The organism is Lactococcus sp. SK2-659 (genome assembly GCF_020218185.2).
GTDB lineage: Bacteria > Bacillota > Bacilli > Lactobacillales > Streptococcaceae > Lactococcus > Lactococcus lactis.
In genome coordinates this window covers 17681-39157 of record NZ_JAIWQZ020000005.1, presented here as the reverse complement: position 1 = coordinate 39157, position 21477 = coordinate 17681, and the positions used below count along the sequence as shown (strand labels likewise).

Below are 21477 nucleotides of genomic sequence, written 5' to 3'. Positions count from 1 at the left end.
AGAATAATATGGATTTGGGCACCCACTTGCTATGCCCGCGAGAGCAAAACTCTCCCCAAAGTGGGTTTTTAGAAATTAAAAAATAAATGGGTTGGCAAAAAATGACTAAATTTTGAAGTAGCTTTACACACTCATATTTTTCATTTTAAGAAGCCTTACGTAGTTTATCGTAAGTAACATTCAAAACGGATAAAAACATCACACTGAGCCTAATATAAGTCCTTCCAGGGTATTCCAACGAATACTTCCGTTTTTTCAAGACTGTCGTATGATTTTTTGTAATAAGGAATACCAACGGAGCAACAAACAATTACAGGAGGAATGACGATTGAAATATTTTGTGACCGCTTTATCTCCATCAAAAAATATGGGGACAATGAATTGGCAAACGATGATATTGGGTGATTATTGTGTCAATGATTCTTACTGGGAGAATGCAAAAAGAGAATTATCTGAAGAAGTTCAATGGGTGACCCAAAGTGATCTTTATAAAAAGATAAAGCGGAATCATGATTCGAACGATGAGATTATATTATCAAAACCAGTAAGTATCATTTTAGAAACGGTAAAATCAGATTTTCCGCATGCCAATGTATGGGTTTATCAGTAAAAAAATATTATGAAAGCAAAGCATAAGCTTGATTATTGCCTCTTTTTAAGCATTGGACAATCCTTTAAAAGACTATATTATGAGGTTTTTCTAATTTCTCCATTTTATATAAAGCTGTATTTGAGCGATTTGAAACACTTTACAAACACTATAAATGAGAAAAAATCTGATTTCTCTCTAAAACAAGTCGTACTACGACTTACATCAACTTTTGGGGACAGTTTCCCTTATGCTCTTGGATAAAAAATAGGAAAATAAAATGAGAAACGTTTTGATAATTATGAGAACATTATCATAACTATCAAATTATCTTATGAATCTGATATAAATTATTGACAAACGTATTTGGTTTTAAGATAATAAAATGGTATAACGAAGTTTGGATGTGCAGTATATCGTCCTGCTAATAAAAAGATAGGTTTATCACATTCCTGTCTTTTTATTTTTATTTAAAATAAGTTTTTGACGACGGTAATATGATTAGTTATCATAATATCTGTTTAAAAATGGTTGTAAGGACTTTCTCTTTGAAATATAACGTTGTTCAAGTGCGTAAGTTTGACAAAAAAAAGAAGATGTGATAAATTTTACTTAACGTATGAATTGGTTTGCGCATCATAGTGCTACCAGAAATAGAGACTTGCCGGGCTCTATTTTTTTATAAAAAAATACCAGGTATTGCCGTATCTGGTATAAAAACTTAATGGCATTTTTTGTGTTTCTTACTAGACCTTTTATCGCTAAGCCAAGCTTTAAAAGACTCTGTCAGTGTACTGACAGCAAGAGCAGAAACAAACTGTATGAATTGATTCATGGTGCTACCTCCTTTCTTTTTTTTAGGATAGGCTTTAACGCCAATATCCATTATATCGTACGGTTTTTATCTGATAACAAGAAATTAGTGCTGAAATGGCCGTATTTTCTATTTTAAGGACCTTTTTATTTGTTTTTGATCATTTAAGCAGAATTTCTAAAGTGTCTTAGATGTCGATTTAAGAGCTTGTAACAGGTTATAAAAAACGTTATAATAGAATTATTATAATAACAGTTATTTTCGTGCATGACCGTAAGCATAGCTCCGAGCAAAGCGTAAGGAGTGAGCGTTGAGAATGCACGAACACCCCGAAAAGCTAAGACTAGGAGTTTGTTATCTTGATATTAAATGGTTGATATAAAGGGCTTTTAGTTTATTAGTTTTTGTGAAAAAATGTTATATTATTTTGTTTGGCTACCAATTTAGCTACCAAAAAGTTAGTAAAAAGTTAGTAAAAAAGTTAGTAAAAAAGTTAGTAGAAAAGCTAGCAAAAAAGTTAGTAAAATGGTACAATAAGTTTAAAAGAAAAAGAGCTTGCTGATAACAAGCTCTTAAAGAGACCGTTTAAGACGGTTGACTTCGTATAATCTAAATAGACCGATACTCTGCCAAAAGTTAGCGGTCTATTTTTTTGTATTTTTTACAATCGCAATAATGAGATTGAGAAGCATGACAATGAAACTTGCAAAAGCAATCATCAGAGTTAAGCTATCTGAAATACTCAAATATAAGCCTTTCTAGTCTGGGACATATGCCACAATTCATAGGCATCACCCCATTTCTATAATGAGCCAACCGCATAAACTTTCTCTAAAAATTATTATAGCATATTTTAAATTGAAAAAGCACCTATCTACCAAATAGGTGCTTTTTTTGTGTTTACGATCCTGAGAGTGTGTTACTTTTTGGAAAATGTCAACTATTAAAATAAGTGGGTGTACGAGTGGAACGACAAGATCAACGAAGGGCTCAAAGACAGTAGTATGTTAAAGATAATGAGACTGTTTTTAAATTTGAGTGTAATCGTTCTTTTAACAATCGATATCCGAATGTTGATCTTTGTTTCCAGTTGTTCCTCCAGTTTTAGTGTCTTCATCATGATTTTCGGTGTCTGTTATAGGAGAGTCGGAATCACTTTCAAAATTTGCAAAAGGTCTCGAAAGTTCTTGTGTTGTTTTAAAGGTTCCAAGATTGCGAATATTCTTTGTAAAATCTAAGAGTTTTGGATCAATTTGGAGGTTTGATAAAGATTTTGAAAGTCCCGCAATTTTTGGATCAATTTGGAGGTTTGATAAAGATTTTGAAAGTCCCGCAATTTTTGGATCAATCTGGAAGTTTGATAAAGATTTTGAGAGTTCTAACATTTTTGGATTATTTGTTAAAGAGTTTAGATACTTTAAATTTTCGAATATAGGACTTATTGAATCTTGGATAGCAGATGCAAGTGAAGCTGAAAGTTCTAGAATGTTTTCGTAACTAGCTTCTATAGAAATTAATGTCATTTCTTTTGTAAATTTCTTTAAAAAAGATTTTATAAATTCGAATTCAGAATAATTCACTTTTTTATTATGTGCCACTTGATTTCTAATTTGGCGCATTTTCTTAAAATTTTGTTCAAAAGTGTCTCCTCGAAACTCTTTACTTATATGTTTTGAAAATACTTCTTCCCAAAGTGAAAATTTTCTAAAGACCCCATCACTATTACCTAATATGAACTCAGGAGATACTACATAATTAGGATTGTCATAACTTCCAATATCTTGCATTATTTCAAAAGTAGTTATAGAATCTTTTTTACATTCAATGACAATTTCTTTAAACAGTAAAGACTCTATATCATATAGGTTCATTTCTTCAATGATATGATCACTTTTGGAATTTTTTATCTTTCCTTTCAGATCATTTAAAGTTTTTCTGTCAATGAACTTTTCTTCCCAATGATGGCCATAGTTTTTGAAAAAGACTAAATGCATAAGTCTTCTTAGAGTTACTTCAAAATCGTTGAAAATACCATACAATTCTTTAGAATAATATTTTGATAGTTCTCGATTAAGAAAAAAAGACTCACAGTGATTTCTATTCAATATTATTTTTATTTCCTTGACAAAATCACTATAGAGAAAAATCTTTTTCTTGTATACATTCGTAAGAGATTTTAGTGTCAAGATATATGCTGATGTACTATTTTTAGAACTATATTCAAATAGTTCAAACGAGAATAGTATTTCACCATTTTTAGACTTAAACTTTAACTTTTGGTCATCAGGGTTATCGAGAAAGGTGATGCACGATTTATTGAACCATATTTTCAAATTGTCTAAAGTAATTTCTTTTGTTTTATCTACTTTATTGTTGTTAATAAGCATTAACTCAAATTTTAATTCTGGCAAACTTAACTCCTCATATTACTTTATTTGAAAAATACTCTTTGATTAACTTTATAATCTCTTTTTTGTCTTCCTCACTGGGATTGTTTTCTCTGATGACATTAAAAATATCATCTAGATCTCCTGTTCTTCCTGCTAAATAGTCTGGAGTTACTTCAAGAGCTTCTGCTAGTCTTTGTATAGTCTCTTCTTTCGGAGTTCTTTTTCCTCTTTCCCACTGACTATACACAGGGTAGGAGACTCCAAGCTTTTCGGCAACTTGAACCATTGTTAAGCCTTTTTGGAGGCGTATAGTTTTTAATCGGTCTTTTAACATAGTTTCACCTTGATAAATGTATTCAAAAAGAATACACTATGTATATAGTCGTTTTGAATACATTTGGTTAATTTAAATTATTTTTGTAAATGAAAGTGAGGTGTTGCTTACAGTCTTTAAACAACAAAAACAACGACTAAATGCTCGGACAAGCATTTAATCGCATTAAAAAGTAAACAATTATATTATAGCATGAAAGGTATCATATGGAAAATCAAGAAAATAAAGTTGAATTAGATGATTTAATCAGAGGACTGGGAATCATCTCAAATGTCATGTTAATGGGACGACTTCTCCCAACAGAAACAAGTGATTTGAAAGATGTGTCAAACGAACAAATGATTATGAATTACAATAATCTTTGCGAAATGACAGAAGTTTATACCGACCATTTAATTAGTGGACTTTCAGAAGTTGAGAAAAACTGGCGTACTGATAATGTTGACGCAAGTAAATTCAGAAAAATTGAAGCTGTCATTAAAGCTGGATGAATTATAGAGAACTTGCTGAAGCAATTGACCGTCCTTATAATACTATTCGTAAATGGCGTGGAGAAATTACTAAGATTTCCGGAAACGAATTTAATCGAATTAAAGTTAGAAACGGTCGAGGGCGGAAAAATAGAACTGCTTATGATTTCGATGATCTAGATGTGAAATGCTTTAAAGAGTTTGATAGATTGCTAAAAACTGGGAAAAATAAAGTGGAAGCAATTCGTGAAGTCTTTGGGAATAAGGAAGTTGAAGAACTCCAAAAAGAACAAAGTGAGCTTGATACTTTGAGAACAAATACAAGTGATCTAACTGAACGCATAAAAAACCTCGAAAATAGGGGATTAATGAATAAATTAAAAAAGAAATAATGGAGGTGCTCTCATGGCACAAATTAAAATCAATATTGAAAAAGCAGACCAAGAAATTTTGGAACAAATTAAGAATGCAAAAGAGTTGTATGTCAATGCTGAACCTGTAGAAAAAACAAAATGGGATAGCGAAACAAAAACCTCTGTTCCTGACGGTTATCGCACAGAGATTCAAATTATGGATACGGGTATTCCGATTTTCCGTCAAACCTTTTTAGTGAAAACCATGGATAAACCAGCAGTTTCCATTAATGATAAAATCGCTTTAGAAGTGACGAATAATGGGTATTATTTTACCAAGAATGAAGTTATCCCTTGGTATTCAGGTATTTTGAAAAAAGCAAGTAAGGGACAAGAATTAAATAAATAATAAATAAAATCAGTTTCAGAGAGTGCGTTGTGGTCTGACTACGTAGCCTGTCGCCCTCCAGGCGATAAGGGCGAGTAGTCAGAAGCTCCGCTAACAAGGCACTCTCGATAAGAAACTGATTTTATAAAATTAAATTTTAATTAAAAAGATTGTGAAATTAGCTTGACTTTGTAGCAAAAATCGCCTGCATAGTATGTAATGGCGAATGACTTTTAATTGGTATAGTTAATAATGCGCACCCTGTAACTCCGTCTAGGGTGCGCGAAGCGAGGATTGAAAATAAAGGAAAAAATAGAGTGGTTTTTACACAGGGGGTACTTTTGTGTAATTGTTCCTCAAAACAGAAACTATTCTGATAATTTGAAAGAAAGGGGGTAAAATGGCCAAAAATGATAAACGATTTAGAACGTGGAACGTCACATTAAACTATGATTATGAAATTCATGACGACAAAGGAAATTTAATTTCTGCTATCACTCCAGCAGAATGGAAAGCTAAGATAGAAAGATTAATTGCTTTTAATACTGATGATGGTTGGTGTGCTTACATTTTTCACGGAAAAGATATTTTAGAGGATGGTTTACCTAAACCACTGCATGTCCATATTTTGAAAAATTTTCAAGAGGCAAAAACACAAACAGCGGTTATGAAAATGTTTAGCGTATCTCGTGAGGCGAATTGTACGAATGCTCGAAGTATTACCAGTTCCGCTAGATATTTAACACATAGAACCAGTCAAGCAATGGATGACGGCAAACATCAATATAATATTGATGAAGTTCAGACTATCAACTGTGATTATTTTGAACTCATTAAAAATAAGTCAGATAGGACGATTTCTCAAAAAGAAGTGGATGAAATTGTCATGGGGCTGTCAATAGATATTGGGAATGGTAAATTATACTGGTTAAAAGCACGTGATTTATTGATAGATAAATTTGATGAAATTGAAGGGATAAAACTTTGGAATAAATACAGTCGAATATTTGAAAAAAACTTTAAAGAGTATATTCAAAATAAGGCAGAAGACTATAAACTAAAAGGACGAAACTTGACTACTTTCTTTATTTGGGGAGATAGTGAAGTGGGTAAAACCTGGTTAGCCAAGTGTATGTGCTTATTATTATCAGACCATATTCACATGGTGCCAGCAAGTGGGAAAAATAAAACGTTTGATATTGCTGGGCTATATGATGGAGAAAAAGCTTCATTATAGAATGAAGTTAGCGGTTTAGAACTTTCAAATAAAGAATTTCTAGATCGTTTTGACCCTAAAACTTATAGTCCTAGTAATTCACGAGGAAAAGATAAGCATTGTTTATCAGATTATTTCTTTCTAACAAGTACAGATGCCCTAGAAACGGTTGTCAATAATTTAATGCCCAATGAACAGATTGAAGAATTCGAAATTAAGCGGATAAAAAGGCACGAAATTAATCGGAGGCTACCAATTGAAATCAAATGTATCAGCCTAGGCTATAAACAAACAGAATTTGTCATTCGATTGTACGACCCTAAAAATAGAGATAGATTTACCTTAGGTTCGGTTATTTGTAAAAATATTGAGAGCGAAAATCAAATAAAAAAAGCAGCGAAAGAAATTCTAACGATACTTGGAATTTTAGAAAAAGAAAAAAAGGATTGAAAATATGGAAAAAGTAAAGCCGGTTTTAACACTTGCGGAATGTCTATTTATTGCGAATGGTTGGGTATCTATGCCATTAGAAATTGCGGAAATGATAGCTAGAGAGGCAGTAAATAAGGGTTATATTGATTCATGGCAATATTTTGAGCTAGATAAGGAAGTCTTAGGAAATTCAATGACTGACAAAGAAGGAGGAAATGCTGGGATTGTTCCAGTTGTGGACGGTTTTGAATTTTTGAAGAAACTTGGAGACTTCTCAAAAGCAGAAAATTGGGGAAAGAATACAAGTAAACTCACTCGAATTGGGGATGTTGAGATACTTTTAAGTAATGAGGAGGAAGAAAAATGATTAAAGAACAAAGTAAAAAAAGTAGATTTGAGCTTGAGGGTGTGACGACAAAAATTAAGCAAAATGAATCGCTTAAAAAAGAAATAATGTCAAATCATCATGGTATGGTCTGCGGCAAATGTCTAAAAAGAACTGATATTACAGCACTTGTCAGAAGTGAATATCTTAAAGGGTTAACTTTTGGGACGTTTCCAATTCATTGTGAGCATTGTGGAAGTGAACGAACCGTAACATTAGATTTTAGTGAGTAAGCAGAAAGGATTAGGAAAATGAAGAAAAAAGTAGCACCAGCGGTCGTACAGTACAAGGATTTAGTAGCGCTAGGTTACACAGTAGGAGCTTCTCGGAGTGTGATAAAACAAGCAAAACAAATCATGGTAAACAAGGGCTTTACTTTTTATGATAATAAGCGCTTGGGAACTGTACCGCTTGAAATTGTTGAGGAAATCTTGGGGACTAAAATTGCATGAGTAAAACAAGCTATACAGGAGTAACCAAAGACGATAAAACAGGTAAATATATGTATTATTTCAAAGCTGGAATAGACCGAGCCACAGGAAAAGCTTATCAAGAACGTCGTCGAGGCTTTAGAACTGCAAAAGAGGCACACGAGGCACGAATAAAAGCAATGAAAAAAGTGCATGATATGGGCGGTATGGCTTATTCTCAAATGTCCTTTGAGCAATTCATAGATGAAATTTATTTGCCTGATTTTTTTGCTCGAGTAACGGTCAATAAGAGATATAGTCAAACTTTTGAATTTAGACAAATGAAAGAATTTTTTGAAAAGAAAAAGCCAAAAGATATCACCATTTTTGATATTACTCGATACAAAAATTTCTTGTTAGAAAAATATTCTAAAAACGGAGCAAGAAAGAAAATGGGCTACTTGATTACTGTCTTTAATTCAATCAGAAACTATGGATTGGTACGTGATAATTTGGCTCAAAAAGTAGGGAATATTCCATTAGAAAAGATTGACATAGACTATTGGACGACAGAAGAATTTGAGAAATTTATCAATAGCTTAGACCGCTCTGATTATTTTGAGCATTTCATTTTCACAATGATTTGGCTTTACTTCTTTACTGGTATGCGTGTAAGTGAAGGGCTTGCTCTATATTGGGAAGATATCGATTTAGAAAAGAAGAAGCTGAGTATTAGCCATAACTTAGATTTTGCGAATAAGAATAACTGGGAAAGAAAGAATAAACTCAAAACTGAAAAATCAAAACGAGTGATTTCTCTTGATGATACGACAATAGAAGTCTTGAAAGATTGGAAAGAACGACAAAAAGAACTCTCGGAAAAATTTGAATTTGTTCTTTCTTATGATTTAACGCCTAATGATGCTCACTTTGTCCGTGATATGCTTACAAAATATAGTAAGCGTGCTGGTGTTCGAAGAATACAAGCAAAGGCACTGAGGCATTCTCATGCCTCTCTATTAATTAATGAGTATAATGTCACTCCTCTATTAATTCAAAAACGTTTAGGACATACGGATATAAGAACGACTTTAGGCATTTATAGTCATCTTTATCCAAATGCGGATGAGGAGATAACAGGACAGTTGAAAAATCTAATAAACTTTGATTCTTTTGAAAAAAATAAAACAGATAATAATATTTTATAATCTGTTTTTATTTTGTAGCAATGTTGAAAGTTGTTCTATGATAATTTTCAAGTCATTAAGACTTGACTTAACTCTATATCTACTAAAATCTTCGTTTTGAAGTAAGCCAGCACTAGAGTGACTTACGGGGTTACTATTTCTAATTTTATGTGCTTCATTAATTATTTTTGTAATCTCATCAGAAGATAGAAAATTTAGTTGTTTTAACCCATCTATTAACTTTCCTTCTTTATAATACAGCTTATAATTAGGTTTTCTTCCAGAGTCAAATCCTGTACAGAACATAGCGTGAGCAACAAACCTATCAAAATAGTTTTTATAATATGCAAAGGATTCAAGAACTTGGTCTAAGGATTCAAAATACTTAGCTCTAAAATATATGAAATTGAGTATTGTATCCTTACTTATTAAAGGATAAACTTCTTTCTGATTAGTATAAAAAATAATTTTATTTTTTTCTAGACTTTTTATGAAATCAGAAGTTTGATATGCCTTAATATATTCCTTAATACCATGGTCGTCAGTTTTCAAGATAGTCATTAAATCTTTATGATTAAACTTTCTTTGTACCAAGTATTCAATTAATATAATTTCATCAATAATATCATTTGTACCATTTTTGAATGTAGTAAATAAATTATTAAGTAGTCCTTTTATGATATCACCATCTCTTGTATTCAAGACAAGAGTTATGAGTGCTTTTGCAGAATATCTTAGTTTTCTATAATTACTATTTACTAATAAACTAATTTTATTTTTTATATCATAATCCTGTGACCACGTACTTTTATTGTAAACAATAGCGTTTAATATATAACTTCCGTCAGATACTATTTCAGGGTTTTCCAATGTATGCAGGACTTCTTTTTCGTACTCTGAAAAGTCAGCATTAACAGACATATTATTTAATTTATCTAGAAATTCTATTAAGGTATTTTTTGAAAAATATTGCTCAAAATCAACATCTTCGTTATACACAAAGAAATTATACAAATCTGTATTCATTTTAGTGCTTAGTTCACTTGTGGGAGTAAATGATTTTGTTTTTGAAAAATTTATCTCAAGATGATGTTTCGTTGCTTTTTCGCATAACAAATTATATACTTTATAATTTAAAAAATCTAAATCTTTATTTGCACATTTTATGAAAATATGTAAGTCATCTACATATCGAACTAGTTTAAAACTTTCGATTTCAACTATCGTTTTTAAGGAATCAATAATTTCTTTATCAAAGTCATCTAGATACACAACAGTATTTAAAAAAGAAAGACCTGAATTTCCATCAACTATGGGCATTCTTCCTTGTCCAATCATTTTTATTAGGGAAGAGTAGACTAATGCACTTTTCGGATCTAATTGGTCTATTTTATTGAATAAGTTGTCTGTATCTACTAGATGAAAAAATGTTGAAAAATCTGTTTGAAAATAATAATCAAACTCTTCTTGACAGGCATTAAGTTCAGTCATATAAGCGTTATAACTTTGTTTATAATGTGCAGTGTTTTTTTCTTTTTCAAAAGAACCTGAAAAATATACTGACATATCATTAGTACGCTTTTCAACATATATTCTTTCCACTTGCGAAGCAATTGCTATTAAAAATATATAGATGATTGGAGATACAATTCGAGTTTGTCGGTATGCTCCATGGCTCTTTTGAATTGTCCTATCGTAGAATGAAAGGTTTTCTTGATAAGTCAGAAACTCTCCTGACTTTATATATGAGTAGAAAAAATTTTCAGAAAGTAACTCTTCCCAGCTGGTTTCACTTAACAAAAAGAAAGGAAAAGTTTGAAAGTATTTATTTTTGGCACTTGGTGGAATGTTTTTAATCATATTGACTGCACGTTCCCAATCTTGATGTTGCAAAGTTATCATTTACCTACTCCCTGTTCTAAAAATCTATTTATTCTATTTTACCAAAATAAAATAGCTAATTATTAATTGGATACCATTTCAGCTACCAAAAATAAAAAACAAGAACTTCAATCCCTATGAAATATGAGGTTAAGTTCTTTTTTTATTGCGATTTGTAATGAGGGGGTGTACAAGTGATACAACTTTAACTATCCTAGTGGTGTCAAGGGTGTAGCTTGTATCACTTGTTATACTAAGTAGTGAAATTAAATTAGAGAATGAAAAGGACTAAAATGCCCTCTTTTTGTTTCACGTGAGAATAAAAGTTGTTAAAACTTAGTAGATATCAAAAGTAAACTCACTTAAAACAATGCTAGATAAAATTTATAGAAGCCATAAATCAGCATGTTTAATTAAAGGAATCACAATCCAAAGTATCCGCAAAATATTTGCCTACGTAGTTCTTTTTGACAATAATGTTTCTTTTTTTATCAAGGAGTACAAGAGCAATAAGGGATATAGGAAGAAAGAATTATTTATTATTTAATAATTGAAGCGATGAGGTAAATGTAGTATAATAACCTTATCGGTAAGCGCTTACAAATCTTGATTTATACCAGGAGAAAATCAATGAAAAAATCATGGAAAAAACTTGCTATATCTAGTGGAATAGTATTACTTTTATCAGGAGCTTTAGCCCCTAGCCTTATTGTTAAAGCTGATACAACTGAACAAAAAAGTTCACCTGTGGAAGTTCAAAATGATTCAAACTTATCTGCTGAGTTTGATTTATCTAAGTTACCTCTTATATGGGGAAACTAAATCAGTTACAGATTCACAAGGTAATGTAACATATTTCAAAGTTGAATCTGGTTCAAATCCTATGGCTCGTATTTCAAATGGTTCTCATAAGGTCACTGCTTGGGATGCAGCTTGGCATGTTTCATTTTATATAACAACCAGTGGTAATAAAATTACAAGCGCACGGGATTTAAATTATACGATTGTTGGAGCACAAGTTAATTCGGCATCCTTGCGTGTTGATAATAGCAAACGTGCAAGTGCTCATTTTTCATTTACAACTCCAATATGGAATGTAATATCTTGGACTGGGTGGGTTAGAGCTACAATAAATTCGTCAAATAATCTTGTAGTTACAAGAAATTAAAAAACTCTATTATAATAATATAAAGGAGGTTTTTATGAGATTAGTTTCTATTGTTTTTTTGATAACAGTCATTTTAATTGGGCTGGGTATTTATTTCTTGATTAAATTTTTTAAAAATAAAAAATAAAAAAGAGCTTAAAAATTCTTTTTTATTTCTAAAATTTTTCAACAAAACCTTGAGGGAGAACTTATGAAAATAATTTTTTGTAGCTATTTTAAGCCTAATTACATTTTGGGGCAAAAATAATAAAATTTGGTTAGTGCTGTGTTTTAGTTGTCTATGTATATGATTAACTAATATTGTGGACTAATGTCATCAACAACTTGGTTTAATTTGTCAGAGTCTATGTCAGAGTAGATTGAATCATCGAGGGCTCTCATATCAAGCGTTAATTTACGATTTTCTCCTACAATTTTAAGCATGTTATCTTCATAGGGTTTAACAGAGCCACTTTCAATCTTGGTTGCACGTCGAATTAAGTCATCAATATATTCAGCTTAAGCACTTGTAACAGTTGTATAGTGAGGAGTGGTTACCGCTCATAATAAACCTTTTCATGATTTCTCTTAACTTTGTGTCTAGTTTATTATAACCTTTCCAAAAATATAACTCATTTTGTGTCTAATTATTTGCCTTTAGTACAATAGACAAATGTGTTGATTTGTCTAATAGTTTCGAAAGGGTTTTCTTTACAAGAAGTAATGAAAAGTCTATAATCAAGTTAAGAAGGACGTTTATTTAGTGTCTATACAAAGGAGGCCCATTTATGTATTACAGTAACGGAAATTATGAAGCATTTGCAAAACCTAAAAAACCAAAAAATGTAGAAAATAAATCAGCTTATATTGTTGGTTCAGGTCTTGCTGGATTAGCATCGGCAATTTTTTTAATTAGAGATGGTCAAATGCCCGGAGAAAATATTCATATTTTTGAAGAACTCTCTTTAGCTGGTGGTAGTATGGATGGAATATATAATGAATCACGTGGTTACATCATTCGTGGTGGTCGTGAAATGGAAGCCCATTTTGAAACCCTTTGGGATTTATTCCGTTCAATTCCAACTCTTGAAAATCCAGAAATTTCAGTATTAGATGAGTTTTATTGGTTAAATAAAGAAGACCCAAGTTATTCTAAAACACGTGTAATTGAAAAATGCGGAAAACAATTAGAAAGTGACGGAGAATTAACGTTATCTCGTAAAGCTATTGATGAAATGTTAAAACTAGTCTTAACATCAGAAAGTCAATTAGATGATGTTAAAATCAATGAAGTCTTTTCTGATGAATTTTTTGAATCTAACTTTTGGTTATACTGGTCTACAATGTTTGCTTTTGAACCATGGGCAAGTGCGATGGAAATGCGCCGTTACTTACTACGTTTCGTACAGCATGTAGGTACACTAAAAGATATGTCAGCGTTAAAATTTACTAAATTTAATCAATATGAATCTTTAGTAAAACCAATGATCCATTACTTAGAAGGGCATAATGTACATTTCCAATACGATACAGTTGTCAATAATATTATAGTGAACCGTTCGGACAGTCAAAAAATCGCCACAGAAATTCAACTTACTGAATCTGGTCAAACAAAAGTGTTACCTTTGACAATAGATGATTTGGTCATTGTAACTAATGGTTCAATTACTGAAAGTACAACGTATGGAGATACCGAACATCCTGCACCTCAAGAGCATGAAGTAGGACAAAGTTGGCAATTATGGGAAAATATAGCCAAACAAGATAAATCTTTTGGTCGTCCTTGGAAATTTTATCGTAATGTTCCCGTTGCAAATTGGGTAAATTCAACCACTTTAACGTTCTCAGATGATCAAGTTGTTCCATTTTTAGAATCTATTACTGGTAAAGATCCGCATAGTGGTTCTCTAGTAACAAGTGGTCCTATAACAATTCGTGACTCTAATTGGTTATTAGGAATTTCCATTAGTCGTCAGCCTCACTTTGAGCAACAAAAAGACAATGAATTAATTGTTTGGTTGTACGGTCTATTTTCAGATTTACCCGGAAATTATATTCCTAAAAAAATTACTGACTGTACTGGTCGTGAAATATGCGAAGAATTCTTATATCACATTGGAGTTCCTAAAAATAAAATTTCAGAAATTGCAGCAACAGTGAAAGCTGTTCCTACAAACATGCCTTATATTACTTCTTACTTTATGCCTAGAGCAGCTGGAGATCGTCCAAAAGTGGTACCGGATGGTTCAGCTAATCTTGCATTCGTTGGAAACTTTGCTGAAACAGAACGCGATACAGTCTTCACTACTGAATATTCTGTTCGTACAGCCATGGAAGCTGTTTATCAATTACTAGATGTAGACCGTGGAATTCCAGAAGTATTTGATTCTTCTTTTGATATGCGCATGATTCTAAATGCTATCTATTATCTTAATGATAAAAAAGGATTACGTGACTTACCTGTAACAAAAGTTGAAAAATTTGGATTAGAAGCATTTCTTAAGAAAATTAAAGGAACATACATTGAAGAAATATTAGTCGATCAACACTTATTATAGGAGGAATAAAGATGAAAAAAGGAAAATTATTATTAGCTACTACTCTTGTTGCAGGAACAGTTCTTGGATATTGTTATAGAGATGAATTATTAAAAATCATTCCTATTAATAAGAAGCCAGTTCCAAAATCTGAAATAAAAAATATCCCAGTCTATATTCGTGAAACAAAAACAAAGGGTGAAGGATTATAAAATTTATTTAGAAATAGATAGTAAAAAAAGCTATAACACATAGACTTACTGTAATTAATTTTTTAATGATTAATTATTGGGTTCTATTTCAAAGTCTCCTGTTAAACTCATTTTAGGATAAGAAATAGTAAAAAGAACTCAAAATGAGTTCTTTTATTTGTTTTTTATTTAAACCTTTTTTTAGCGAGCTTTGCTAATGTAACTGGATATTTATCATATCTTGGAGTACTTTTTACACAAATTTACTTTACCACAAAAATATTATTTATCTATAACGACTCCCTTTGGGAATAAAATTTTTACTAGACCAATCAATAGTGACTCTAAGATTTAAGGATAGCATCAAAGATAGCATTTCTGGAGTGAAAATCATAAAATTTTATTTATAAAAGAATTTTCGTAAATTTATTTCACTTTTTCAAAAATATGGTTCAATTTGTATCTAAATTTTTTTGTAGAAAATTTTTTTTATAAAACTTGTATCCTTTTTTTTGATAAAAATAGTATGATTCAATCCATTGATTTTTGGGTTGTCCTAGATGAATTCTTATTTTCGTTTTCCCAAGTTTTTTTAAATAATCTTCCACAAAATAAAGTAATTTACTCCCCAGCCCTTTATTTTTCAGTTTTGACTTTATAAAAAAACGATGTAAAAATACTTCCGATGAGTTTGGAAGTGAAGAATAAGAAATAGAACCAATAACCCTATCCTCTACATCTATTAAAAGCCAAAAACTATCTCCTTTATCAAGGTATTCTTCCTTTATATTTAGTAAGTCTGGATTAATTGCTGGAATCCTACCAATTGAATCTTTAGCTTCTAAAATCATAAATATTAAATCATCTCTATATTTTTCTTCATAAGTTATTATTTTCAATTTTTTTTCTTTCTAAAAAAAATATTTCAGGAATAATGTTAGGCGATTAGAAATAAAATCTCCTTCATTTTACACTAAGATTGGAGACATGGAAACTTTGCAATAAAACTATTGATAGACCTATGTTCCACATCATCTAATATCATTTTTAGAATATCCTTTTCTGTTAAGTCACAATTAATAGTTTTCTCATTACCTAATCTTAAAAAGTCCTTTTCTAACCACCAATGTTTCATTGTTTCTTCTCCCCATAGACTACTCTTATATCTTGTATTGTGACGACGAACTGTTTCTTCAAAAGGAATATCAAAATAATATAGATAGGAATTATATTTAAAACTGGAAACTAAATCAGAAAGCATATTTTTATATTTATGTGTACTTAATATGCCTTCTATTATGATGATTTTAAATCTCGATTTTCCAAATAAGGCAATGGTTTTAATTAAGTCAGCAGTGGGATTATCTACTCTATCTTTAACATTAAGAATTTTCAACCTGATTTCATCTTGAGAAATTAACATGACCTCTCCTCTGGGAAAGCTTTATCTTATTTTTAAAGCCGTGGTTGATTTACCGCTTGCCGAATTTCCACGAAGAATAACTAATTTAGTATCTTGTTTTATATTATTTACTTTTTTCTCCATATTAATTCACCTTTCAACCAATCATGAGTAGAAATTCTTTCAATATATTTAGCCTTAGAACTTTCTTCTCTTAGTTTATCACTTTATTTTTAAAGGGTGAAATAAAAACATTTAGGTTCTGTTGCAAAACATAGTTACCCTTTCTAGAACTGACGTTAAGTCAATTTATTAGAGTCAAAAATTATTTTGGACAACATTATAGAGTCCGCTCAAGAACATTGATAGTAATTTTGCGATAATTTCTGAAAATATTTTTTCAGTCAGATATTACAGAAAATTTATATTAGAATGCTTTTTAAAGGGCTTAAAAGGCAAAACATGAGCTTATAGGACGATTCAAGCATTAAAGGGAGTGAAAAATTCATTTTTCAATTTCTTTAGTGCTTTTTCGTTGGTTTGCTCAACGACAGGAACATTATTTTTTACTTTGTAAAAAATAGAGTTTTTTCAAAACTCAAATAAAAAAGTCCGGTCTGAAATTTTAAAGCCCAAAAATTTCAGATCCGACTTTTTTATTGTTTACTCATCAGATTTTTCAACGGACTAAATTTCAAAATCATCATCACGTGCTTTATGTTTTGGACTTTGATTTTTTTGATAGGCTTCTAATCGCTGTTCTGATTTTTGATAGTATTGAATGTTTTTATCGACTTTATATAAAGTATCTCGCAAATCATCACGTTCTTTTGTTAAGTTTTTAATGGTATCTCTGATAGAGGTATCTTCATAAGGCAAGGTTTTTGTTGTTTCCACGTACTCTAAAATCTTTGTGTCTAGCTTGTCTAATTGATGTTGTGTTTCTTGATAGGTGGCTTTTAACTCTTCTCCTATGGTTTCAAAACTTCTATCAAAACCAAGCCCTTGACTGATTAAGAAATCGAACTCATGAAAGACTTGTTTGAGTTTGATATTGACATTGTCAGAATAAAGAGGGATATTTCCACTTTGTCTTTGTAAATTTTTAGCAACGGTTGCCCCAACCATGATTTTATGGTTTGCCGGACTTCTTTTATCAATATACGAAAAGCGGTCGCCCTTTTTAATAAATATTTTATATTGTCCGTTTTCTAATTTGTCAACACAGCGTGCAGGTATCTTAATCGTTGCTTCATTATCGAATGCAGTATCAATGGTTACAACTAAATCTTTTTCAGTTTCTTTTGTTACTTGCCAATGTTCAAGTAAAATTTCAATTTCTTTTTCTTGTCCTTTTTCTTGAATGCTTTCTTTGTCATTCCAAAGTTTCACGACTTCCTCAACGGAATAACCAATGGTGTTTCTTTCTATCCGTTCTTTGAGATTTTCCTTTAAAAATTTATCATTTTTTAAACTTCTATCTCTAATTTTTTTGGTTTGTTCGCTTCCCTCTAAAAGATAAGTGGTATATTTTTTTGTGTCGTCCACTTTTAAATTTAAGGCTCTTGCTTTTGTTTTAAAATCTTCCCAAGTGTGAGAATGGTTCATTAAAAATTCAAGTTTGTTTTTAATCTCTTTTCGGTAAGAATTTTTCGCAAGATAGACCAAATAATTTTTGTGAGAGTTTCCTAATTTTTGTTCAGGACGGTCAATAATTTTACAACCATACTCTTTAGAGATACGGTCAGAAATTTCTTTCAATCGTTCCAAATCATTTTTTGATTGTTGAAATTTATTTAAAGTCAAAGGGTCAGTTGCATTAAGCACAATATGATTATGGAGGTGTGGCTTATCGGTATGAGTGGCAATAATAAATTCCGCAGAACTTCCTAGATATTCTTTCATGGTTTTTAAACCAATTTCATGAGCTTGTTCAGGCGTTAAATGGTCATCAGGAGAAAAAGATTGGACAAAATGATAACCAAACCTTTCGTTTTTTCTTGGCTTGTTTTTTAAAGCATTTGCCATTGTTCGTGTCGCTAACATTTCATCACAGGTTGAGTGAATATCTAAAATATTTTGACCGGAAACATATTCAAAGTCATTTGTTTTTTCAGGGTTCATCACATAATCAATGAGTTGGTTTAAATCTTTTGAAGAATGAACCGTTCCGTTCGATTGTTTTGGCATTTTAATGACTGTCATTTTTACTCCCCCTCTGAAATATAATGAACGACTTTTTGAATTTTATCTTCCAAATTTTCTAATTGATTTTGATAATCAGACATCCATTCTTTTGTCTGATTATTTTTATTTTCGTTTAAATGTTTAGCAATTTGATTGATATTATTTCCGATACGTTTAAGTTCAGCTTTTGTCGAGGAAATTTCAGAAATAATATTTTTATATTCTGAAAAATCAATAGAAAAAATCTCTTTATTGCAACAAGCTCGTCTTGCAAAAATAGAAAAATTAGTGATGCCAGTTTTTCTCATCATCAATTTAATTCTTTCGTCTTCTTTTTCATTTACGAAGAACCTTTTTAAAATATTTCTCTCACGATTTTTGAATTTTTTCATCTTGTCAACCTCACAAATATCTGTCAACTCTAAAAGCTCAAAATAGGGGGTGAGTGTCTTTAGCGAGCTTCGTAAGTGTGGCCACACTTACAGTAAAAAGTATTCCTCTTTCACTCACAAAACCTAAAATTTCCAATTTTATTTTTGTGAGTTTCAGACGAATCTTTTTATTTTTGGTGGTGTCCCCCAATCCCCCTTTTTGAAAAAAAAATTAGAGCTTAATTTCAAATTCTTTTAAGACATCTTCGTATAAATCTTTGAATTCAAAACACAAATTTTTAACTTCATCTTCGGTCAAAGTTTGAACATATTTTTTTGCGTGAATGTAATGATTTAATTCTTCTTTATCAATTAAATCTAATTGTTCATGTATCATTTCTTCTAACATCTCTATCAATACTTTTTTTGGAGTTGGAAATTTATTTGTCAGTTGAATGGCTTCTAAAATTTCACGTCCATAAAATTCAGTTTCTGTAAAATCTTCGCCTTGATAATTAATCATAATTCATTTTCTCCTTTGATTTTATTGTTTGAAAGTTTATCATTTTTTAGTTCAGTTTCTTGTGGCTTTTTTTCAGATAACTTTGTTTTTGCCTTATCAATTCTTTCTTTCATTGTCATTGATTTTTTGGAAAACTTTGCAACAGAACCGTTTATGATATAATATTCGAATATTAAAATGTCAAGGAGATTATATATGGTTAATTTCGGACTAAAATCAAGTTCAGACCCAAAGCAATTAGAAAGTCGACTTAAATATCATCCAGAAGTATTTGAGTTTTATACTTCCGAAAAAGATTTCACTCCTGAAGGTTTAGAAAGATTAAAAAATTCGATTGAAGAGGTTAAAAGACTTGCCACAGATAAAATTATACTTCATCATCCAATGATGTATAACGGAGATTTTTTAGAAGTTATTGTTCCAGAAAAAGAAAAACCAGAATTATATTCTTTTTTGATGAAAAGTACAAATGCTCTCTTACAACTTGCTTGGGATTACAACATTGAAGTTCTTATACATGGGTCTTACGGCCAGCAAACACAAAAATTCTTATCAATGTACTCTGGAATAGAAGTAGCTCGCAACTATTTGTATGATAAATTAGATGAGTTTCAAGAATTAGGACAAGAGCATATTATGTTCGAAAACTCTATTTCTCCTCTTTTCTATTTTGGAAATAAAAAAGAGGATGAATTTATTTACAATAATGGTTATAGACTTGCCTATGATACATCACATGCTCTTATAAAACTACAAGGAAATCAAAAACTATTTCTTGAATCATTGGAAAGACTAAAGAAACACATTGTCCATTATCATTTAGTCGATACTCTAGGAAAAGAACATGATAGTTTGGTGTTAGGGAAAGGAATCACAAACTGGAGCAAAGTAATCCCTCTTTTGAATTCTGAAGCTTCTAGTATCTATGAAATTGATTTGGAAGATCTTAATAATCCAAGAGAGCAAGTGGAAAGTCATCTATACGTTCAAAGTTTGTTAAAGAAGTAATAAAAATTAATAGAATCTTTTTTACTACACAATTTCTGTTTTCTTTCCGAAAAATAAAATTTTTAGGAAACTTATATTGTCAGCTCATAACTTAATAATTGTGAGCTGGTTTTCTAGTTTATTCTAAAACTTATTAATATATCTATAAATTGTTGTTCTTGAAACTCCCCAAGAATCCGCAATCGACTTAATTGGTGTGCCACTTTCTACCAAGGTTTTAAGAAGCTTTACGTCTTGCTCTGAAAATTTCTCAGGTCTTCCTCCAAGTCTTCCTCTTGCACGTGCGGCTTCTCTACCAGCGGCAGAGCGTTCTAAAATAAGATTTCGCTCAAATTCCGCAAAAGCCGCAAACAAATGAAACATCAATTGTCCAGTCGAACTTGATTTATCCATTGTGATATTTTCTTGCAAGCTATGGAAGCTTACTCCTTTATCATTAAGTGAATTAACTATGCTAATTAAGTCCTCCATATTTCTTCCTAATCGATCTAACCGCCAAACAACAATTGTATCTCCAGAACGAGAAAATTCGATGGCAGATTTTAAACCAGGTCGCTCTTTTTTACTTCCTGACATATGGTCAGTAAATATTTTCTCACAATCATATTTTTTAAGACTATCTTTTTGTAAATCCAAATTTTGAAGTCCAGTTGAAACTCGTGCATATCCGATATTCATTTTATTCTCCTTTGTTCTAATTTATTGTATCATAACTTAAAAATATATATATAAATGAACATAGAATAAATTACGGGTTAATGAACAAGAAATGTAAATAATTTTGAGAATTTTAATAAGAAAAGAAGAGTGTTCAGAAAATGACCATTTTCTGAACACAATATAAAAAAAGAAAAACAATTATTAACGCTTTTCTTTTTTATGTCTAATTATTTGATAATAGTCCAGAACGAAATTGTGCCATAAATTGAGTCAAACCCTTAACATCATTCGTACGCCAATATGCACCATTTTCTTGCCAAACTAGTCCATCTGCAAATTTTTTTAGCGATACTAAAACCTCATCATTTACTGAATGATTTCTTTTATTTTATTCCAAAAAATCTAATGCTTCAGCAGGCGTCTTAAAGCCTTCCTTTTTACAATATAATTTCGCTAAAGAAATCATTTCTTTCTGTCTAATCTGTTTTCGTTTCGCTCTAATCTTCGCTTCTTTTGCTTTCAAATCCGCCATTTCTTTTGCCAATATTTCTCTATTGTTCATTTTGATTCCTCCTAAAAATAAGTCATATTTCTAGTTTAAA

The 21477-nt window shown here is 30.9% G+C and carries 27 protein-coding genes; 15 read left to right on the top strand and 12 right to left on the bottom strand.

The genetic code is table 11. From position 1 onward, the window contains the following. The first annotated feature begins 328 nt into the window (after nucleotides 1-328). Nucleotides 329-610, top strand: coding sequence for a hypothetical protein (locus tag LDP15_RS11685; protein ID WP_011915250.1), 282 nt, complete (start codon nucleotides 329-331; stop codon nucleotides 608-610). A gap of 1437 nt (nucleotides 611-2047) precedes the next feature. Here LDP15_RS11685 and LDP15_RS11680 read toward each other — a convergent pair. From LDP15_RS11680 to LDP15_RS11670, 3 genes are all read right to left on the bottom strand, one after another. Then, nucleotides 2048-2149 carry a putative holin-like toxin gene (locus tag LDP15_RS11680; protein ID WP_225513552.1) on the bottom strand — a complete coding sequence of 34 codons (102 nt, stop codon included), beginning with the start codon at nucleotides 2147-2149 and terminating at the stop codon, nucleotides 2048-2050. Nucleotides 2150-2455: 306 nt separating this feature from the next. Next, nucleotides 2456-3814, bottom strand: coding sequence for a hypothetical protein (locus LDP15_RS11675; RefSeq protein ID WP_225513553.1), 1359 nt, complete (start codon nucleotides 3812-3814; stop codon nucleotides 2456-2458). A gap of 10 nt (nucleotides 3815-3824) precedes the next feature. Next, the gene (locus tag LDP15_RS11670) at nucleotides 3825-4127 is read right to left on the bottom strand and encodes a helix-turn-helix domain-containing protein (protein ID WP_225513554.1); all 303 of its coding nucleotides are present in this window, start codon (nucleotides 4125-4127) and stop codon (nucleotides 3825-3827) included. A 206-nt stretch (nucleotides 4128-4333) separates the two neighbouring features. On the opposite strand from LDP15_RS11670, the gene LDP15_RS11665 reads away from it, so the two are divergent. The 9 genes from LDP15_RS11665 to LDP15_RS11625 all read left to right on the top strand — a co-directional run bounded on the left by LDP15_RS11665 (nucleotide 4334) and on the right by LDP15_RS11625 (nucleotide 8989). Next, nucleotides 4334-4618, top strand: coding sequence for a hypothetical protein (locus LDP15_RS11665; RefSeq protein ID WP_058208222.1), 285 nt, complete (start codon nucleotides 4334-4336; stop codon nucleotides 4616-4618). Next, a complete protein-coding gene (locus LDP15_RS11660; RefSeq protein ID WP_225513555.1) occupies nucleotides 4615-4989 on the top strand; it encodes a hypothetical protein in 375 nt (124 codons plus the stop codon). Before LDP15_RS11665 ends, LDP15_RS11660 begins: the two co-directional genes overlap by 4 nt. A gap of 13 nt (nucleotides 4990-5002) precedes the next feature. After that, on the top strand, nucleotides 5003-5359 hold the full coding sequence (locus LDP15_RS11655) for a hypothetical protein (RefSeq protein WP_225513556.1): 357 nt from the start codon (nucleotides 5003-5005) through the stop codon (nucleotides 5357-5359). A gap of 379 nt (nucleotides 5360-5738) precedes the next feature. Continuing rightward, entirely contained in the window at nucleotides 5739-6575 is an 837-nt protein-coding gene (locus LDP15_RS11650) for a Rep family protein (protein WP_225513557.1), read from the top strand. 162 nt (nucleotides 6576-6737) lie between these two features. Then, nucleotides 6738-7004 carry a hypothetical protein gene (locus tag LDP15_RS11645; RefSeq protein ID WP_225513558.1) on the top strand — a complete coding sequence of 89 codons (267 nt, stop codon included), beginning with the start codon at nucleotides 6738-6740 and terminating at the stop codon, nucleotides 7002-7004. Nucleotides 7005-7008: 4 nt separating this feature from the next. Next, nucleotides 7009-7353, top strand: coding sequence for a hypothetical protein (locus LDP15_RS11640; RefSeq protein ID WP_225513559.1), 345 nt, complete (start codon nucleotides 7009-7011; stop codon nucleotides 7351-7353). After that, nucleotides 7350-7604: a hypothetical protein gene (locus LDP15_RS11635; protein WP_225513560.1), complete on the top strand. Its 255-nt coding sequence runs from the start codon at nucleotides 7350-7352 to the stop codon at nucleotides 7602-7604. The genes LDP15_RS11640 and LDP15_RS11635 overlap by 4 nt, the downstream gene beginning before the upstream one ends. A gap of 18 nt (nucleotides 7605-7622) precedes the next feature. Beyond that, complete coding sequence (locus LDP15_RS11630; protein ID WP_201248385.1) at nucleotides 7623-7823, top strand: DUF3173 family protein; 201 nt, start codon at nucleotides 7623-7625, stop codon at nucleotides 7821-7823. Then, entirely contained in the window at nucleotides 7820-8989 is a 1170-nt protein-coding gene (locus LDP15_RS11625; RefSeq protein ID WP_225513561.1) for a site-specific integrase, read from the top strand. Before LDP15_RS11630 ends, LDP15_RS11625 begins: the two co-directional genes overlap by 4 nt. On the opposite strand, the gene LDP15_RS11620 is transcribed toward LDP15_RS11625, so the two are convergent. Continuing rightward, nucleotides 8984-10870: an AbiA family abortive infection protein gene (locus LDP15_RS11620; RefSeq protein WP_225513562.1), complete on the bottom strand. Its 1887-nt coding sequence runs from the start codon at nucleotides 10868-10870 to the stop codon at nucleotides 8984-8986. The two genes, LDP15_RS11625 and LDP15_RS11620, sit on opposite strands and share 6 nt — an antisense overlap. A gap of 609 nt (nucleotides 10871-11479) precedes the next feature. Between LDP15_RS11620 and LDP15_RS11615 the strand changes: the two genes are divergently transcribed. Further along, nucleotides 11480-11671, top strand: a complete 192-nt coding sequence (locus LDP15_RS11615; RefSeq protein ID WP_225513563.1) for a hypothetical protein — start codon at nucleotides 11480-11482, stop codon at nucleotides 11669-11671. Further along, nucleotides 11610-12017: a DUF5626 family protein gene (locus tag LDP15_RS11610; protein ID WP_152994333.1), complete on the top strand. Its 408-nt coding sequence runs from the start codon at nucleotides 11610-11612 to the stop codon at nucleotides 12015-12017. Before LDP15_RS11615 ends, LDP15_RS11610 begins: the two co-directional genes overlap by 62 nt. 294 nt (nucleotides 12018-12311) lie before the next feature. Here LDP15_RS11610 and LDP15_RS11605 read toward each other — a convergent pair whose 3' ends face one another. After that, entirely contained in the window at nucleotides 12312-12440 is a 129-nt protein-coding gene (locus LDP15_RS11605) for a hypothetical protein (protein WP_255596497.1), read from the bottom strand. A gap of 344 nt (nucleotides 12441-12784) precedes the next feature. On the opposite strand from LDP15_RS11605, the gene LDP15_RS11600 reads away from it, so the two are divergent. Both LDP15_RS11600 and LDP15_RS11595 read left to right on the top strand, forming a co-directional pair. Further along, a complete protein-coding gene (locus tag LDP15_RS11600) occupies nucleotides 12785-14554 on the top strand; it encodes an oleate hydratase (RefSeq protein WP_225513564.1) in 1770 nt (589 codons plus the stop codon). Nucleotides 14555-14565: 11 nt separating this feature from the next. Beyond that, nucleotides 14566-14745, top strand: coding sequence for a hypothetical protein (locus LDP15_RS11595; protein WP_041168157.1), 180 nt, complete (start codon nucleotides 14566-14568; stop codon nucleotides 14743-14745). A gap of 431 nt (nucleotides 14746-15176) precedes the next feature. Here the strand turns inward: LDP15_RS11595 and LDP15_RS11590 are convergent, their stop codons facing one another. The 5 genes from LDP15_RS11590 to LDP15_RS11570 form a co-directional block, all read right to left on the bottom strand. Beyond that, the gene (locus LDP15_RS11590) at nucleotides 15177-15623 is read right to left on the bottom strand and encodes a GNAT family N-acetyltransferase (protein WP_046123973.1); all 447 of its coding nucleotides are present in this window, start codon (nucleotides 15621-15623) and stop codon (nucleotides 15177-15179) included. A gap of 74 nt (nucleotides 15624-15697) precedes the next feature. Then, entirely contained in the window at nucleotides 15698-16147 is a 450-nt protein-coding gene (locus LDP15_RS11585) for a hypothetical protein (protein WP_225513565.1), read from the bottom strand. Between the two features lie 666 nt (nucleotides 16148-16813). Continuing rightward, nucleotides 16814-18331 carry a relaxase/mobilization nuclease domain-containing protein gene (locus tag LDP15_RS11580; protein ID WP_225513566.1) on the bottom strand — a complete coding sequence of 506 codons (1518 nt, stop codon included), beginning with the start codon at nucleotides 18329-18331 and terminating at the stop codon, nucleotides 16814-16816. Between the two features lie 2 nt (nucleotides 18332-18333). Continuing rightward, nucleotides 18334-18705 (bottom strand): plasmid mobilization relaxosome protein MobC, encoded by a 372-nt coding sequence (gene mobC, locus LDP15_RS11575; RefSeq protein WP_225513567.1) that lies wholly within the window; start codon nucleotides 18703-18705, stop codon nucleotides 18334-18336. A 211-nt stretch (nucleotides 18706-18916) separates the two neighbouring features. Beyond that, entirely contained in the window at nucleotides 18917-19207 is a 291-nt protein-coding gene (locus tag LDP15_RS11570) for a hypothetical protein (RefSeq protein ID WP_225513568.1), read from the bottom strand. A gap of 195 nt (nucleotides 19208-19402) precedes the next feature. On the opposite strand from LDP15_RS11570, the gene LDP15_RS11565 reads away from it, so the two are divergent. After that, nucleotides 19403-20215 carry a sugar phosphate isomerase/epimerase gene (locus tag LDP15_RS11565; RefSeq protein WP_225513569.1) on the top strand — a complete coding sequence of 271 codons (813 nt, stop codon included), beginning with the start codon at nucleotides 19403-19405 and terminating at the stop codon, nucleotides 20213-20215. 123 nt (nucleotides 20216-20338) lie between these two features. Here the strand turns inward: LDP15_RS11565 and LDP15_RS11560 are convergent, their stop codons facing one another. Together LDP15_RS11560 and LDP15_RS11555 are read right to left on the bottom strand one after the other, a co-directional pair. After that, entirely contained in the window at nucleotides 20339-20893 is a 555-nt protein-coding gene (locus tag LDP15_RS11560; protein ID WP_011915215.1) for a recombinase family protein, read from the bottom strand. Nucleotides 20894-21263: 370 nt separating this feature from the next. Next, the gene (locus LDP15_RS11555; RefSeq protein WP_225513596.1) at nucleotides 21264-21437 is read right to left on the bottom strand and encodes a hypothetical protein; all 174 of its coding nucleotides are present in this window, start codon (nucleotides 21435-21437) and stop codon (nucleotides 21264-21266) included. Between the last annotated feature and the right edge of the window lie 40 nt (nucleotides 21438-21477).